General features: G+C 28.0%; 6 protein-coding genes. 2 read left to right on the forward strand and 4 right to left on the reverse strand.

The window, feature by feature from the left end; genetic code table 4:
• Positions 1–253 precede the first annotated feature (253 nt).
• Complete coding sequence (locus Q8852_RS03660; protein WP_305937827.1) at positions 254–10,381, forward strand: hypothetical protein; 10,128 nt, start codon at positions 254–256, stop codon at positions 10,379–10,381.
• A gap of 332 nt (positions 10,382–10,713) precedes the next feature.
• Here the strand turns inward: Q8852_RS03660 and Q8852_RS03665 are convergent, their stop codons facing one another.
• Both Q8852_RS03665 and Q8852_RS03670 read right to left on the reverse strand, forming a co-directional pair.
• Positions 10,714–12,375 carry a hypothetical protein gene (locus Q8852_RS03665; RefSeq protein WP_305937828.1) on the reverse strand — a complete coding sequence of 554 codons (1,662 nt, stop codon included), beginning with the start codon at positions 12,373–12,375 and terminating at the stop codon, positions 10,714–10,716.
• Complete coding sequence (locus Q8852_RS03670; RefSeq protein ID WP_305937829.1) at positions 12,356–14,752, reverse strand: S8 family serine peptidase; 2,397 nt, start codon at positions 14,750–14,752, stop codon at positions 12,356–12,358. The genes Q8852_RS03665 and Q8852_RS03670 overlap by 20 nt, the downstream gene beginning before the upstream one ends.
• Positions 14,753–14,961: 209 nt before the next feature.
• Between Q8852_RS03670 and Q8852_RS03675 the strand changes: the two genes are divergently transcribed.
• A complete protein-coding gene (locus Q8852_RS03675) occupies positions 14,962–17,091 on the forward strand; it encodes an ATP-dependent Clp protease ATP-binding subunit (protein WP_305937830.1) in 2,130 nt (709 codons plus the stop codon).
• Positions 17,092–17,168: 77 nt separating this feature from the next.
• Here the strand turns inward: Q8852_RS03675 and Q8852_RS03680 are convergent, their stop codons facing one another.
• Both Q8852_RS03680 and Q8852_RS03685 read right to left on the reverse strand, forming a co-directional pair.
• Positions 17,169–17,948, reverse strand: coding sequence for a hypothetical protein (locus tag Q8852_RS03680; RefSeq protein ID WP_305937831.1), 780 nt, complete (start codon positions 17,946–17,948; stop codon positions 17,169–17,171).
• Positions 17,949–17,950: 2 nt separating this feature from the next.
• Complete coding sequence (locus Q8852_RS03685) at positions 17,951–18,784, reverse strand: hypothetical protein (protein WP_305937832.1); 834 nt, start codon at positions 18,782–18,784, stop codon at positions 17,951–17,953.
• Positions 18,785–19,275: the final 491 nt, after the last annotated feature.

A 19,275-nucleotide genomic window follows, 5' to 3' on the forward strand; every position in this document is an offset into this window, starting at 1 on the left:
TATTCTTATATTACTTTGTAGTAATAAGCTACATGAAAATTAAAACATTTTATCAGCATTCGCTAAGCGTTATGAAAAATTTTTAATCCTTAAATATAGTCATAAAAGTCAAAATGTGGAAATGTGGAAATTTTTCACATTTTCAACATTGCCCAGCTTTATATAACAATTTTAATTGTTATATAATAATTATGAGTATATATGAATGGTACAGCATGTATACTAAAAAACACAAAAAAAATAAGAAGGATATATGAAAAAAGCAGTCAAAAAAGTTTTATTACCAATTACTGGTTTTACAGCGTTAACTCTCCCATTAGCTGCTGTTATTTCAGCTGACACTGAAGGTAATACTGTAGTTACATTTGGCGGTGGTGCTACAGATGAATTCACTGGAAGCTATGTACACAATCAGTACATTGACTTTACAAAAACAGGACCACAAAATAATCTTGACCCATACTATCTTCCATTTACTCCAAGTAGTGATAACTATGAATTTAGTGATGTAAATGGTACACTTTCGACATATTGAACAAATGGTGCAGGTTACTTCAATGCTGGTTGGTATCACACATTACTTACAACTAATTCACTAAATCCACAAAAAGGACCTAATAGTGTTGCGAGCTTAGGCTTTAATCAAGTCGTCAACATTGTCGAAACAACTCCTGGAGTAAATTCAGATTGAAATAGTTCAAATGTTTACTATAACATGAGTAAGCCAAAAACCAGAAGATGAAGAGCAACATTCAACAACTTTTATCCACCTAAAAACCCAGAACAATACACTAATGTTCAAAATGCAAGTCAAGGTATTACACCAGATGCATTTGGGAACTTACGTTTTGGTGTTTCGCTAACTAAGGATTTACAATTAGTTAACAACTCACTTCGTGTGTCTGTTATTTACAAAAACAATAATTTTGAACTTCAACCAAGTAATGGACAAATTGGGAATTCTTGAGAATTTATTCAAGATCCTAATTCACAACCAACTTTAAGCAACTATCCAGTTGTCATGCAAGCTAATCCAAATAATCCAAATGAAGCTAATAACTCTTGAAACCTTGAACAAAACTTCAATACTTCAGTAGTTACGGTTGATAATAACACTGAAAAGAGTTTCCAATACAACCCACCAGGTTATGATTGAGCTTCAAACGGATATTGAAATGCTTACCAACTTAATAACTTATGATATAAAACTATTGATGATCCAAGCACTTCATTGCAAACAGTCACTGATATTCAGCAAGGAAGTGGAACCGGAACTCCGAGTCAACAATATGGATGATTACAAGGAAGTATTTTACCAGCAAATAGCGATCCAAATTCTGCCTATGTAAAAAACCTTAAAAATATAGGTTCAGTAATTTATGGACAAATGTCAACTGGTACATGATACTACAGAAACGGGGCTACAGCTCCTACAGTTATTATGGAATTTGAAACTACTGATAATGTAAATTATAGTAGTGCTAATGGTTCAAATCCATTCGTGTATGATGATAAAGATACTTCTGGTATTACAGCTATCATGGACTTTTACCGTGGACAATATAATACCTCAATGGATAACAATGGTAATGCAGTATTCTCAAAATCTGTAAACTTTAAACGTTCAGATTATAGAACTATGAAAATCCAAATTGAAGAATATCCAGCTTCAAACCAAATATTACAACAAAATAATATTGACACATATTTCTTACCTAATGCTTATAGTTATGAATTATGATGAGGCGACAAATATAAAATCGCTGAATTTCCACAAGAAATTATTAACCAAGGTAAGGGAGATACCTTTAAAACAGCAATTAAAAAAGGTGGAAAATATACAATTAATCTTGAATTTACCACTGATGTAAGTAAATGACCTGAAGAAATGAAACAAATGTCTTCATTAAATTGAATGACATCACAATATCCAAATGGAACACCTATTTCAGCATTCTTAGATCCTACTAAACTTAGACTTAGAAGAGTTAATACAGATGCAGACTTAAATAGTTTCTTCTTCTCAACTGATCAACAATCTGGATTTACAACTAAATACCTTGCGGCTTATCCACCACAAGATGGAAACTTAGGAGGAACATATTTAGATCCATTTTCAATGGAAAATGATGGTGTAATCCGTTTTGAATCTGCTGTGCAATGAAACTTTGGTGATGGATATAAAAAACTTACTGTTTTAAGTGAAATTGTAAAAGCTAGAAGTGTAAACGGAACTGCAGCTGGTAGTGGAGTTTTATACCCTTCATTTAACTTTAAAAATCAAGCCTTATTACAAGCTCAAAAAGATCAATTTAATGAAGCAGTCTTTAATGATTGAAAAGCTAAAGACTTTAACAATGATGCTTGAATTGGATACTTAAATACTTTAATGCAAGCTGATTACAATGCTACACAAAGTGATCAAACGAATTCAGCATTATACAATCCAGTTATCGCTTATGAAGCTGCTCCAAACGATGCAACTAATGCTGTAACTAAAGACTTTATGTCATTTAATAATTACCAACAAGCAGTCGGAAGTCAAACTAAAGATAAAATTTCAGCTTACATTAATTACATTTTTGCACCAGCAGAAGATCAAGCTAAATTAAAAAATGCTCTAGCCGCTTTAGCTAAATGAAAAGATGTTTCAACTCCAAGTTTTGTTAACAACACTGTTGAGGACTCAAATGATTCAGCTAAGAAAATTCAAGACTTAGTAAACGCTACTACTGAAGCATTAAATACTTTGAATGCAGCTTATCCAGGATTTGAAAATAAAAATCAAACTTCAGCTGAATTTATTACTGAAGCATTCAGTAAAATTGATGCATTAACTTCATTTAATAACGGATACAAAACAGCATTTAAAGATACAGTTTTAAAATTAACTAAGCGTGCTGATGTAATTAGCTATGTGCAAGCTTTAGTTTCATTACAACAAAAGATTTCTGAAGCGCAAAGTTACTATAATAAATATGTAGTTGTTAAGGGTGAAACTTACAAAAACATTCATTCAACTGATTCAACTTCAACTTATTTCGCTTTCACAACCAAATTAGATGAAACTGAAAAATTATTAAATGAACTTACAAAAATATATTCAGGAAATGCCCAAGTTGATCCAGCTTACTCAGAAAAAAGCATTATTCTAAACTACAATAAACAATTTGATCCAGTCGCAATTCAAACAACTTATCAAGCAATTAATGTGGATATTTTAAATGCTAAAGCCTTTATTAATGGTTTAGAAAATATATCAGCTCAAGAAAAACAATGAGCTAATAATGAATTAGATCAAATTTTAACATCTACAAACCCTGATTATAAATTACTTGAAAATTACACATTACGTGAAGCAAAAATTGCAATAATTGCTGCTGCTGCTAAATTTGAAAACTTAGTAAATTCTCAAAAAGATAATAGTTTAACAAAACAATATGCATCAATTGTCAAATTCACTTACACCAACAGTATTGATTTAAATAACTTAATCACAGTTAAACAAGATGATTTAACAATTACTACTTCAAATGGTACACACCCTAACCTTCCTTATGAAGTAAGCGAAGATAAATATTATGTTTATAATATCCCTAACACCACAATAGCTTCAGGTTCAGTTAACTACTGATGACAAAGTGCTGCTAAAAATCTAGCAAACGGAAATAACTCTTACCCTAAAGTAGAAGACCAGCCTTGAAACTTAGCTCAACCTCAATTCTTTACTTTTGGAAATAAATTACTTCAAGCATTTGGAGCAGCTGTTTACAAAACTCAATTTACAACACAAGAACAAGTTGCTCAATTCTATGACTTATGGGCTGCAAAAATTCCACTAGCTATCAAATGATTAGATGCCCTATCTAGTGATAGTGATAAAATCCAAGACGATGCTCCAAGTATTTCAAATGGATTAAACGTTGCACAAGAAACATACTTAGCTAACCAATATTTTGAATGATTAATTAGCAATACCACAAACAATAGTGAAGATGATCCTAAATTAATTGAAATTAATACTGAATTAAATGCGGAATTAGACAAAATGAAACAACTAGTAGCATTATTTAATAAATACCTTATTACAAGTGCTATAAGTGACAACAAATACCAAAATACTAATGGAACATATCAAAATCCTGACTATATTTTTGGTAATGGGCAATTCTATGGAATTAGTAATAAAGATCATGCTTTAGAATGAATTAAGGATTCAAATATTGCCTTACCACAAAATAGTCAAAATCTTTTCCCATTCCTTGTAACATTAATGCAAGTATTACAAGTTTCATTACCAGCAGTGCCTAATAATTTAAACGCTACAACTAACAATGATTTAAATATTCCAGCAGCGTTTATTCCTACAATGTTGCAAAAACCAAGCCCATATAATAAATTTGTTTATGATTCATCTAAACTTGATTTATTAATTGCTTCATTAAATGAATTATTTACTAAATTAGATGGTAGATATCAAGCAGCACTTCACTACCCAGAAAAATTTGCTAATAAATACTTTAACATGGGGCAAGATGCTAATGCACTTTGAAGTCCAGCTGATGTTGATAACTTTATTAAATCACATAGCGATATCTTTAATCCTGCAACTTTTAAATATCAAGATAGCAATAATTTAAACCTTGATGCAAGTGTATATCAAACTTGAAATAAAGAATTTATTATTCCTAAACTTCAAGCTTGAGCAGAAAAAAATGCACAATATATCTCTGAGCAAGGCTTAAAAGATATTGCTGCCGCATTAAAAGAACTGCAAGATGGTGAAATGAACTTCTACTTAACTGAAGCTGGTCAAAACCCATCAGTGTTAAATAAATTACAAGGTATTCATTATGAAGTAACTCAAATCAATAAATATAAACAAGCTTATATTTCAAATATTGATTCAGCTAATACAATTTATTCAAACTTAACAAGTGCACAAAAACAAGCTTTAACCACTGCAATTAAGGGTGATAATGTATTTACTATGGATAAAATTAATGCACTTGATAAATTCTTTGGAAACACATTTGCTAATGTAAATGATGTATTACACAATGATTTAAGCGCAAATCTTAATAAACAAAGTTTGATCCAATTAAATGAAATTACCGGAAAATTAAATAGTTTAATTAATACAATTAAAACAACTATTTTCCCTGGAACACCACAAGAAACTAATTTACTCAAATTAGCAACAAATAAAGATACTTTTATGGCTGCATATAATGCTGTAAGTCCTAGCGATTTTGCTAAATTTAACAATATTTCACCAGAAGAAGTAACTAATTTATATAACGAATTAGATAAACAATATAAAGCTCTTAATGGATACAAGCAAGAATTGCTTAATGATATTAAAAATATTGATCCAAGCATTTCTTCATACCTTACACCAGCTAAAGTAAGTGAAATTACAAATGTTTCTAATGTGCCTACAAATATTACTAAGGAACAAAAAGATGCTGAATATAATAAGATACTTAATGCCTTAAAACAAGCAGTAAAAGATAAAATTTCCGCTGAACCTAATTTAAATAATGCTCAAAAACAAGCTTTAAACTCTCAAATAGATGCATCTAGCGTAAATGAATTTAATTCATTAGCTCCTATTATTGCGAAAGCTAAAGAATTAAATGAAGCAATGGGTAACTTACAAGATTCAATTACAGCAGCAAACGCTTTAAAAGATAAGTATCAAGCAATTATTCAACAAATGCCTCAAAACGAAGCATTAAGCAACTTCAATAATGAACTCAAGGATGCTACTGATATCAATCCACAAAATCAAGGTGATGGAATTAATGCAAACGTAAGTACTGTAAATAAACAAAAAACAAACCTTGATAACGCGATTAAGGCACTTCAAACAGCTATTACAACTCAACAAATTAAAGATGTTTTAGATAAAATTAATGATAAATCTTCACCACAAGCCCAAGAATTCAAAAAGCAAACTCTTGATTGATTAAGTAAACCTCAATCACAAGAAGACTTGGATAATAAACTTGCACAAGCTCAAAACATTGTGATGAAAGATTCACTTCAAAAAGCAATCAATTCAGCTAATGAACAAAAACCTATTTCACCTGAATTACAAAATGCTATCACAACAGCAAATAATGCTTTAAATACAGTTAAAACACCAAGCGAAGTACAAAGTGCTGTAGATCAATTAAATAATGCTATTAAACGTAATGAACTAGTAAATGCACTTAACGAAGCAAATAAGATAGATCCAAAATCTCCATTTCTTCAAAATGCAATTGCGTCAGCTCAAGGTACATTAGATCAAAATGATTCAGCTAAATACCAAGAACAAATTAATGCTTTACAAAATGCAATTAAAAAAGAACCACTTTCTAAATTAATTGATGATGCTGGAAAAATTACTGGTGCAAATGATAATACTCAACTTCAAGACGCAATTAATAATGCTAATAAAGTTAGAAATGATTTATCTGCAACACCTCAACAAATTGCTCAAGCTCAACAAGATTTACAAAATGCAATGAATTCATTATCGCAAGCTAATGATCTTAAAAAGCAATTACAAGAATTAATTGATGCAGGTAAAAAACTTCCTAATTCACTTCCAAATAACCAAGCAACATATGATAAAGCTCAAGAATTAGTTAACAACCCTAATGCACAAATTAATGATTTAAAAACTCAAATTGGTATTGTATCTCAAACTAATACAGCTACTGATTTAGATAACACAATTAAGCAAATTCAGGCACAAAATCCTGAGGCTTCAAAACACTTGCAACAAGCATTATCACAAGCTCAAAACGCCTATGACACAGCTATGCAACAACTTAAGGATAATAAGGTTACAGCTGAAAGTGCTATTAAACAAAATCAAATATTGCAAGATGATAAGAATAATTTATTAAACATTGCTCATAAAGAAGCTTTAGCTAAAGCTCTTGAACAAGCTAGTTCAATTCCGCTTCCTATTTATCCAGGAAACCGTGAACAATACAATAAATTACAACAAGCTATTGCAACGGCTGCAAGCCAATATCAAAATGATGATATTAATACAACAGAGCAAACTATTAAACAACAAGCAGATAAATTAAATACTGCTGTAGATATTTTCCACTTACAACAAGCTATTTCAGTTGCTAATAATGATAAAAATAAATCACAAGGATATCAAAATATTTATGATGATGCTCAAAACATCCTTAATGCTGTAAAAGATTACAACAATATTGATGAAGCGCAAGCTTCAGAAGCATTAAAACAAATCCTTAAAAATGCTAAAACACCTGCATTGCAAGCTGCTACTGGTTCAGTTGATGATATTGTTAAATTAGCAACCAGTTTATTACATGAAGCAACAACTAAAGAACCTCTTGTTAATGCTATCAATAAAGCAAATGATGTTATGCAATTGCTTAATAATGGTTCAATTGTAATTCCAGAAGATCAAAAAGATCATGAATTAAGTGTTGAAGAAAGAAAAGATGCCTTGCAAAAAGCTTTAGACATCGCAAATAATCAATTAGCCGCTACTCCTTTAAAAACTAAAGCTGAGTATGTTGCTGATGCAGATGCTTTAAATAAAGTAACTACAATGGCTGAAAAATTACTTCAACAACTCAAAGATCTTTTAAGCCAAAAAATTGCAGATGCTTTAAATATTAATCCTAAAAATCCAGCATTAGAAAACATTATTAAAACAGCTCAAGAAGATGTGAAAGATCCTGAAGCAAAAGCAGCTAAAATTATTGAAGATATTTCACAACTTGAAAAACTCGCTGCTCAAAATAAATTGCAAAATGCTATTAATACCTTGCCTGAAGCTTTAAAAAATTCACAATCATTTAAAGATATGATTTTAAACAATGCACAAAGTGTTGCTAATAACCCTAACGCAAGCACTTCACAATATGAAGAACAATTATCTAAATTAAATGATGCAATCAAGAAGGAAAAATTATTCCAAGCTTATGATAATGTAAATAGCAATGCTATTAAGCCACTTTCACCTGAGCTTTCTAATGAAATGGATAAAGCATCTCAAATGCTTAATGATCCAGACGGTGAATATACTTCTCAAGATCAAAACTTCTTTGATACTAAAGCAGATGAATTAAATAAAGCTCTAGCATTAAATAATCTTCAAAATACTTTAAATAAAGCTAACAGCATCGCAAATCCTTCACAAACATTACAAGATGCAATTTCTCAAGCTCAAAAAGTTTATGATGACAAAAACACTACAACACAACAAATTAATCAAACTCAAAAACAATTGCAAAATGCTTTAGATAAAGAAAATCTTTCTGATGCTTTAAATAAGGCTAATAATATTCTTAATACTTTAAAACCTGATGGAAATATTTCACAAGCCCAACAAGATTTAATTAATAAATTACAACAAGCAATTAATAGTGCAAATAGTATTCATGCAAATAATGATTTAAGTAAGCAACAATATGATGATGCTGCAAAAGCACTGCAAGATGTAATTAAATCTGTGCAACAAGCTCAAAACGCCTTGAAGGATGCTTTAAAAGATGCATTAAGCAAAGCAAATAATATTAATCCTAAATCAAATAATTTACAAGATGCTATTACTAATGCAACTAAAGTATTACAAGATCCAAATGCAACATATCAACAAATGCAAGATGCTTTAGATAATCTTAACCATAGAGTAAATAGTAACAAACTTGATATCGCAATTCAAAATGCTCCAAGTTTAACTTCACCTGTACAAGGATTTACTCCTACTTTACCAGAGTCACAAGCAGCATCTAATAATGCAAATATTTCTCAAGAGGATGCTAATAAACAAGCTCAAATCCAAGAATTAAATAATGCTCAAATTAATGCCTTAAATAATTTAAACAACCTTAAATGAATTAATAATGCTCAAAAAGCAGCATTACAAAAAGCTATTATTTCAGCTACAACTATAGGTGATGTAAACACTGTTTCTCAACAAGCAAACGCATTAGATGGTGCAATGCATGATTTAAATAAATACGTAGCTACAATTCCTGAAAGTTTAAAAGCAAATCCTATTTCAAACATTGGATATGTTTATGCAGATATCGATAAACAAGCAGCATTTAATAAAGTAATGCAAACAGTTAATGATGTAATTAATAAAACTAATGGAATTGTATATCAAAACAATAAGGCAAGCGCAATTGGTGATTTACAACAAGAATTAACTGATGCAATTAATGCTTTAAATGGTAACGAAATTTACCACAATATTATTAACAATGCTAAAAATGACCTAAATGATTTAAACACTTATCCAAACAGCAATTCATTCTATAATGCTACTAAAGCAATGCAACAAGCTTATAATAATCAACTTGCTCAAGCTAATAAATTACTAGCTGAAGCTAAGAAGCAATCTTCAACCACAAATAAAGATCTAACAAATGCATTACAAGATGCAATTGATAAGCTTAAAGCACTTAAAAAAGATATGTCACAATTCTCTGATCAAGAATTTAAAGATAATGATGGTATTAAGCAACCTCAAATTGATAATATCTTAAATGGACTTAATAATCTTTCACCTGAACAACAAGATAAAATTAAGAATGAATTTAACCAACAAACTTCATATGCTGATGCACAAAAAGTTATCCAAGATGCTATTAATCAAAATAATACAATTGCATCTAATACTAACGATTTAAATAATGCAATTAATAATGCATTAAATGGAAATTCATTCCCACAAAGTACAATTGATTCATTAAATAATGCTCTAAATGGATTAATTAATAATGGGGCAAACAGTAATAATCTTAAAGATCAACAAGCTTTAATTGATGGAATTAGTAAACTTAAGAATCTTTCTGATGCTTTAGAACAATACTTAAATTCAAATGTTAAGGATTCTTCAGCATATGCAAATGCATTAGAAAATCTTAAAAACGCAATTACATCAAGCAATGATTTAACTGCTTCTTCACCAACAAATAAAGCCTTAATTGAAGCATACAATAATAAATTAAATGCCTTTAAAGCACAAGCAAACAATACTATAAATGCTGTAACTGCATTAATTAATAAAGATTCTAATGCATTTAATCAAGCAATCAGTGCTCTTGATAATATTAATAATAAATACAAAGCATTCCAAGAACAACTTGCTAGCGATAATTACTTTAATATAGTAAATAAAGGTAAAAATCAAATTACTCGACAAGATGTAAGCAATATTCAAAACTTAGTTAAATCAGAAGCATTCCAAAATATTGATAAAGTATTCCAATCTGCTATTATTTCAAATATTAAAGCTTCAAATTCATTCCCATGATGAGCGTGACTCCTTATAGTTTCTGCTTTAATTTGAAGTTCAGGAATGTTACTAATACTAACTAAAAAATAATCACAAATTCGTTAGGATATTCTCCTAACGGATTTTTCTTATCCTCTGATAAAAATCTATTACTAGTATATTTTTAAAAAATTCAAGAATGTAAATTCACTTTTAGCCCTAGCTGTGAGTGCTGCACGTTGCTTGAATCTTATATATAAGATAACTAGAATTATTACTCCAATTAATCATTTAGTATTGTTGATTAATATAATACAAAAAAGCTTACAAAGAAATTCAGAATGTAAAACACCATATGCTATTTCAAAGCATATGGTGCAATACGGCCAACATTTGTGTCCTAAATCAAGATATCACTAGTATTTATTTTTTAAGAATAAGTTTTATTTCTTTTGCTCAAAGCCTTTTTCTTTTCAGATTTTCAGCATTTCTTCGTTAGTTAAATCATATAGTATATTTAAATTATATGGTTGTGGATCAGGCATTTTTCAAGAGTCTTCTAGCTTTCTTTGAATTTCGTATCTAAAGTATTCTTTTTCTTCTTTTAACATATTCGTGTTATATTCAAACGATTTAGGAAGTATGATTTCGCCAGTATATTTATTTATATTATCCAACATTGAATTAAAGTATATTTTTGGTTCTTTACCATTATCTATAATAGGTACAATAATTTCCAAATTATCTAAAACTTTACTATTGTCGGCTTTATAATTCCCTTGAATATTGATTTTATTATTTACTAAAGAATCAGATAGTGAATTTAAATAAGCTTCTTTATCTAAAGAACTTGTTGCTCTTTTGTATTGGTCAACAAACAGATTTGAATATTTCTTAGCAAAATCATCATATGAAATAAAATCTTTGTTATTCATTTCGTTACTCAAAGTAAATTGTGATGGTGTATATTCAATAAATATACTATTTGGTTGATTATAAAAACTATAAACTTTTAAACTTTCTCTCGGATTATCGCTTGTAACATGTAATGGTAATGAAATTTTGAAAAATTTAACATTAGGATTTAATTTTTCTATCACTTCACTTGGGTCAAAAACATTCTTATCCAAAATTTCATTATATTTGTATATTGGGTCAAAATTCTCAGCAATTCGTTGTTCTAAATTATCTAAGCTAGGTGATAATGAATTAATAAAAGTTTTATCGTTTAATAATTCTTTTAAGTTCTTTCTATTTGGTATTACAACTTCTTGAATTTTGATATTTTTAACAGGATTAATAGCTTGATTATTTTTGAAATATGAAAACGGAGCATTTTTGTATTTAGTTGTTTTAAAGAATTCAACCTCTACATTTCCTTGGAAATGTTTGTTAAAAATTTGATTTTCATTATCTCATCAATTTTTCATATCAGCAGTTTTAGAAATATCAGAAAAGATTGCATTACTATCCAAACTTTCTAAACCACTCATTAAATTTGTAAAAATCTTAGCTTTTGAAACATAATCAAATTTTAAGTTTAAATTATTTTTATTTTCTTTAATTTCATTTAATAAATTTATTTCTTTAATATTTCTTGTATCTGTAAAGTATTTAAAGTTATCACTAAAAATAGGTTGCAAATTACTAATCTTTGAATATTTAAATTCCTTAATAGCAACAGCGTTAACCATTACATTACCATATCATCTTTCCAAATGTCGATACAAATCTGATTGTAAGATTCTTTGAAGATAATTATTAACTAAATTAATATTTAATCATTGTGACTGACTTAACTTACTATAACGACTCGAAGTAGAATTTATAATTCTTACAGTCTTATTTAATTCTTTAAGATATAATTTAGCTTCTTGTTCATATGATTTATCTTTTTGAAGCCATTGCACAAAGCGTACAAAATCATACACTTTCCCCATATCAAAATATTTGTTATATCCCATATGAATTCTGTTTTGATATCCTTTTATTTGCATTAAAACATCATTTATATCAGTATAAGCCGGTAAACATGAAACCGTTGCTACTAAAGGGATAGTTGTAGGAGATAAAATTGAAAGTCATTTAATTATTCTTTTTTTCATATTGTGCCTCATTTACTTTTAGTACATATTTAATGTTAGCTTTTTCGTCAAGGTATTTAATGTAATATTTTTTAAATGTTTCCTTAACAAAATCTAGTTCAGGATAAAAGTCAACTTTTTTGCCCAAGAAACTATTAAATCATGAAGTAGGAATCTCTTTATCTAGTAATTCCAATATTGCTGAAAATTGCGGGAGCGAAATTTTTATATCAAATGTAGGATTTTCATATTTATATTTTCCATAATATACTTTTTCAGTCGAAGCATAAATAGCATTGCTTTTCTTTTCGCGCGTTATATAAATTTGATTCTCAGAGTCATAAAATTGTAATCTGCTAGTAAAATCTAATAAATTTTCCAAATGATAGTTACTGTCTTTTGTATTTGTCATTAACGACATTATAACTTGTAAAGCTTTCTTTTCCATTGGAGTAGCTATTGTGGAATAGATATCCTCGAAATAATGATCTAAAACATTTAATGAGGGATTTTCAAATGAAATAGTTAATTCCAAATTATTTATATATCCATAATTCTTTAGATCAGCAGAAGAAAAGCTTTTATTTATTCAATATCTATTATCTTTAAATTCGATATGTGAAGAAACTTTATCACTAAATAACGGTTTGATTAATTCTTGATTGTTAATTTTTAGCATATTAAAATATTTAGGAATTCCAAAGCCAGTTTTATTTTTAGAGTGATTGTATCTTCAAAATTCTTTATTAACATTAAAATCAAAATCATAAGAATAAAATTTTTCAATTGTTGTTGCTGCATAATTACCTGATGTAGATAATAATAGCATCGCATCTGAAATAGATAATTTTTGTTGAGTTTTCGTTTGGTAAAGAGATAAAAGACCAGCAATCATAGGTGCAGCCATACTTGTGCCTGCAAACCTTGATAGCTTGCTTAACGTTTGAATATATTCATCATTTATATTGTGTTGAGAAACATTAGTAAAATTTATTAGTTTATATTTTCTAGAATTAAGGTTATTATTTTTTGAAAGAATATCATATGGTAAAGGAAAAGATCCGTAAGCACTAATAAATGGTTTTGAGCTGTAAACAGAATTATTAAAAGAGCTAAATATTGTAGGTTTATTGTTTAAATCAACAGCACCCACATAAATTACATTTTTAGGATCTTTTTTATATAACATATCATCAAAAGCTTTTAACATTGCTTCTGTATCAACAAAATCTGTGTACAAGTTCTTATGGAATAACTTATATAAATCTAAATTATGATGATATAAGTAGTTTACATAATATAATAATTCATCAAATCTTTTTAAATCATTATGGCTTGTTGCTTTAGAGATATCATTTCGTAAATAATCACGAAATTTAATATCTTTTATTAGAAATTCATACATTACAATAATTTCATTTTTGATTTGTTCATATGACTTGCTATTGATTAATTTAATTTTATTATAAATCGACATTCTGTCTTCATCATTTTCGTTACCAGCAGATTTTAAAATTATTAAATCATACTTACTTGCATATTCTTCCAAGATTTTATCAGTAGCATATTCGAAATTAAATCCAGCTTTAATTTCGTCTTGATATTTCTGTATGTAATATAAACTTTTGAAGTAATCAATAAAATCATTATACTCGAGGTAATTGCTTCTTAATTTATTCATGATACCATTTATTTCAGCAGGGGTATAAGTTTCTCAATTATCAATAACCTCTTCAGGATCTAAAATTGATATTCAATCTTTTCTCTTTATTACATTCTTATGTGTATTAAATTTTTCTAACTTGAAGTTTTTCACTTCAGGATTAAACTCAAATCTCGGACCTCAGCTCATGTTAATAACATTAACACCATTTTCAACAAATCAATTTAATCTTTTTCTCAATATATTATCTCAAGTATATAAGCTTTCTCATTTTGTTTTAGTCATTCCTGCATAATAAATATTAGCATCAGGATTAATACCAGTGTCCCCTCCTATCACAGAAGCAACTGCCGTCCCGTGTAATTTTGTCAGATCATATTTATCAGGAGTGCTAAAATAATTAATTTTAAAATTCTTCTTTGTAGAAGGTAAATATTTAATTTGATTATTATCAACTTCTAATATCCCCACTTTATTAAATTGTGATAATTGATTTATATTTTCAGAATTAAAATCTCTGTACCAATCCGAAACACCTAATTTCTTATAATAGTGCGAATAAAAATTTCTTAAAATTGATAGCTGTTCTTGATTGATATTAATTTTCACATCTGGATTTCATTCATAAGCTTTTGAAGCTTCAGCTTCTTTATTAGTTTGTGCCGAAATGCTTAATACTGTTACTCCTGAAAGCAATATAGCAGAGCTTGGAATTAAAATTTTTTTAATCTTCATTTTGGCCTCTTTCCATTATTAACTATTTTAAGTATAGTCTTATTTTAGTAATATAGCCAAAATATGAAAAAATTACTATAAAATTGTGGAAATTTCCACATTTTTAATATTTTTTATTTTAAATATTTAACTTATGCACCACATATTTGCTTTATTATACATTTAATATACCTTCCATATTAGTGATAGAATTTTATTAGGAGGTAAATATGGATATGCAATATGAACCACATGAAAGTCCGCTTAAAAAATACGGTAGAAATTTAACTGATTTAGCTAAAGAAAATAAACTTGAACCAGTTATTGGTAGAGATGAAGAAATCAGAAGAATGATTCGTATTTTAAGTCGGAAAACTAAAAACAACCCTGTTCTTGTCGGTGAACCGGGTGTAGGTAAAACGGCTATTGTTGAAGGACTTGCTCTTAAAATCCTTGAAGGTCAAATTCCTGAAAACTTAAAAAATGCTGAAGTTATTGAACTTGATTTAGCCTCACTAATTGCTGGAGCTTCATATCAAGGAGAATTTGAAAAACGCCTTAAGGAAGTGCTTAAAGCGGTAGAAGAATCTAAAAATGAAATTATTTTATTTATTGATGAAATTCATATGCTTATAGGAGCCGGTAAAGCTGGTTCTTCATCAGGAATGGATGCGGCTAACATTATAAAACCGCTTATGGCTAGAGGCGCATTGCATTTAATTGGTGCAACCACTTATGATGAATACCGCAAATATATTGAAACAGATGCTGCACTTGAACGTAGAATGCAAAGAATTGATGTTAATGAACCTAGTGTACAAGATACAATTACTATTTTACGTGGAATTAAAAGCAGACTTGAACAATATCACAAAGTAAAAATTGATGATAACGCTCTAATTGCTGCAGCTAATTTATCTAATAGATATATTACCGATCGTTTTTTACCAGATAAAGCTATTGACCTTGTGGATGAAGCAGCTGCTACTATTAAAACTGAAATGAATTTTAAACCCGAAAGTTTAGAAGTTGCTCAACAAAAAAGAATTACACTCGAAGTTGAAAAAGCCGCTTTATTATCATCCCATAAAAAAGATGATGCTGTTATTTTAGAACTTAATGATAAAATCGCACAATTAACTGAGCAAATTGAAAAACTAACTAAACAATGAAATGATGAAAAAGCGCAATTAAATGATATTTCACTATTGCAAAATGAAATATCAAATCTTAAGTTCAAAATGAATAATGCTCAAAATGATGGTAATTATGAATTAGCTTCTCGAATTAAATATAGTGAATTACCTGAAAAGCAAGCCAAACTTGAAGAATTAATGAAAAAGACCCGTGGTAAGGATGCTTTAATTAAAGATATTGTTACTAAAGAAGAAATAGCTCAAATTATTTCTAAATGAACTAAGATTCCAGTTAATAAATTACTTGAAACCGAAAAAACTAAATTAATTAATATGGAGAAAAATCTTAATAAGGTTTTAATCGGACAACAAGAGGCTGTTAAATTGGTTTCACAAGCTATTTTAAGAACTAAAGCTAATATTAATGACCCTAATAAACCACTAGCAAGCTTTTTATTCCTTGGGCCTACTGGAGTTGGTAAAACCGAACTTGCTAGAAAATTAGCTTATGAATTATTTGATAGTGAAAAACAAATGATTCGTTTAGATATGTCCGAATATATGGAAAAACATTCAGTTGCTAAAATTATTGGCGCTCCTCCTGGGTATGTTGGATTTAATGAATCAGGTACTTTAGCTGAAAAAATTAGAAAAAATCCGTACACAATCCTTTTACTGGATGAAATCGAAAAAGCCCACCCTGATGTGCTAAATGTATTTTTACAATTACTTGATAACGGTATTATTAATGATTCGAGTGGAAAAATAATTAACTGTCGTAATCTAATTGTAATTATGACTTCTAATTTAGCTGCTAGCGAAATTATTAAACAAAATGGTGAAGTACCACTTAACGAACTTAGAAAAATATTACTTGAGTTTATGAAACCTGAATTCATTAATAGAATTGATGAAATAGTACAATTTAAACCACTTTCAACCGAAGCATTAAGACAAATTATTCGTTTAGAGCTTAATAAATTAAAAGAACGGATTTATGAAAATAAACTTATTATAATAGACTTTGATGAAAAAGTTATAGATAAGATTATTTCAGATGCTTATGATCCAGAATATGGTGCTAGACCAATTAAAAGATATATTCAAAAACATTTAGAAAGTTATATAGCTCTTAAAATTATTGAAGGTGACTTAATCCCAGAAGTCAAAAATATAATAACAGTTGTAAAAAATGAATTTCTTTTAGAAAAGCCAAATAAATAATTTATTTCCTGTCTTAATTCTTTAAGACAGGTTTTTTATACAAAAACCAGCAAGAATTAATTGCTGATTTTGAAACATTATTTTAATTGAAAAGTTAATTTCTCAGTGTAATCATTACTTATTGATTTTCATTTCTTGTATGAGGAAACAAATAATCAATATGGATATATTGCATTAGATCTTATATATCAATTTAAAAATCTAGAATTAAAAATAAATTGCGATGCTTTTAAATTATTCTTTTGTAATATATGGTAAATAATCGATCTATTTATTAATATACCGAAAGGAATTGATAAAGCAACTCAAAACAATATATAAAACCCTCCTATTAAAGGACTGATTCCAGATATTAGCAAAGTTATATCCAAAATTAAAAGAATAATGTAATAAGTCGGATAAATATAAGGAAATCACTTAAATATTTTTTTGATTCTTTTGATTCTTATTTCTGAAACAAGAATACTATTCTCCATTTCTTCTTGCGGCTTAACATAAAAATATTTATATACTAATAATTCAATTTTATTTATTTTGCTTGGGAATCTATTTTCTTTTATATAACGTCATTGTTTAAAAGATCTATAAATATAATTAAAGAATAATTCAAAACAGGTGAAAAACGTAAATATAGCTCACGGGATTGTCATTAAAATAACAATAACATCAAATAAAACATATCTTCAATCTTCATAAATAGATTGACTATCAGCTATAAAATAATTCAGAACATAATAATGATTCAAATATATAAATAATATTGTGAGTAATCATGCTATTAAAAAGAAAAACAACCCGCCTAAAAATGAAATAAAAATATTTCTTTTTAAAAAAATCTTTTTTTGCTTTTCTATCATAATTAATAACTTGCATATTTAGGAATAAAAGAATCGCTATAGTTATATAACCATGATTTCTCTTTTTCGATTATTTTTTTCACCAATTCTAATTGTTCCTTAAAACTTTCAACATTATATTCCTTATATCTTTTTGGATATCTTTCTTTTATTTTTTCTACAATTATAAGTAAATTTTCAATAGCCTCTTTCATATTATTGAGATATTTAAATTGACTAATAGATTCATCAAATGTAGTATATTTCTCTTTATTCGGATAATCTTGAAAATTATCAGATAAAACCTTTAAATATTTTGATATTCCGCAAGCAAAATCATTAAGCTCTGAGAAAATCTCTTTATTTTTTGTGACTTTGTCTGAATCATATTTGGACGCAAAACCTGTGCCTACTTGCGTTAATAACCCCACAGTATTGCCGGATAATCCTTCTACATAACTCTTATGTGCTAGCCTGTCTGCTTCTGCTTTATGTCAATTAGATAATTTTTTTAATTGGTTGGATACTGCATCTTGAATTGAATTTAATTTAAAAATTTCATCTTTTTCTTTGTTGTTAATGGTTTTATCCAAACTTTTAATTCTTCCAAATTCTAGCTTTGCTTCTATACTTTTATATAAAGCAGAACTCTTAAACATATTATTTTTGTTAACATCATCAGCTAAATCATAAAGATATAATAATTTATTTTTTTCTCAATCATTTAGTCCGTTAATTCAAGTCATGAATACTTCGATATATTCTGAATTATTAATAATTTCATTAATTCGTTCAGTGCAATTTAATTGTAGGTTTTCGGATTCCTTTTTATATTCATTATTAATTGTTATGTTCAATTTAATCTCCTTCTATAGTTATTTAAATATATTTTTATGTTGTTATGTTATAAAATGATGACTATAAAATATTATTATTGCAAACTTTTTTCCTTTTCACATAATAACCATTATTAAGGGTTTATTTATATCTCTTAATTAAAAATCGAATGTTCAATAAAAGAATAAATTAATAAATATTTAAAGCTGTGACAAGTTTCTGCGCAAACTTAAATATAAATGAAGCAAAGAAATATATTTTTTTCCTAAATAGCATTATTGAAAACTGTTGCTTTTAATCTTTTTTATCAGCATAGATAAATAATGCTGATGTATTTTTAATACAAGTAAAAATAACTTTTTAAATGAGTATTATTATAATAATTTAATCTCCAAATCTTCATTATACCCATTTTCCATAGCTTGTCATCCATGATATCAATATCTAAATATTCAATATGGATATGTTGAGTTAAGCCGTATATATCAATTTCAAAATTTAGAATTAAAAT

Origin of the sequence: Mycoplasma seminis (assembly GCF_030718845.1) — a bacterium.
GTDB classification, from domain to species: domain Bacteria; phylum Bacillota_I; class Bacilli_A; order Mycoplasmatales; family Metamycoplasmataceae; genus Mycoplasmopsis; species Mycoplasmopsis seminis.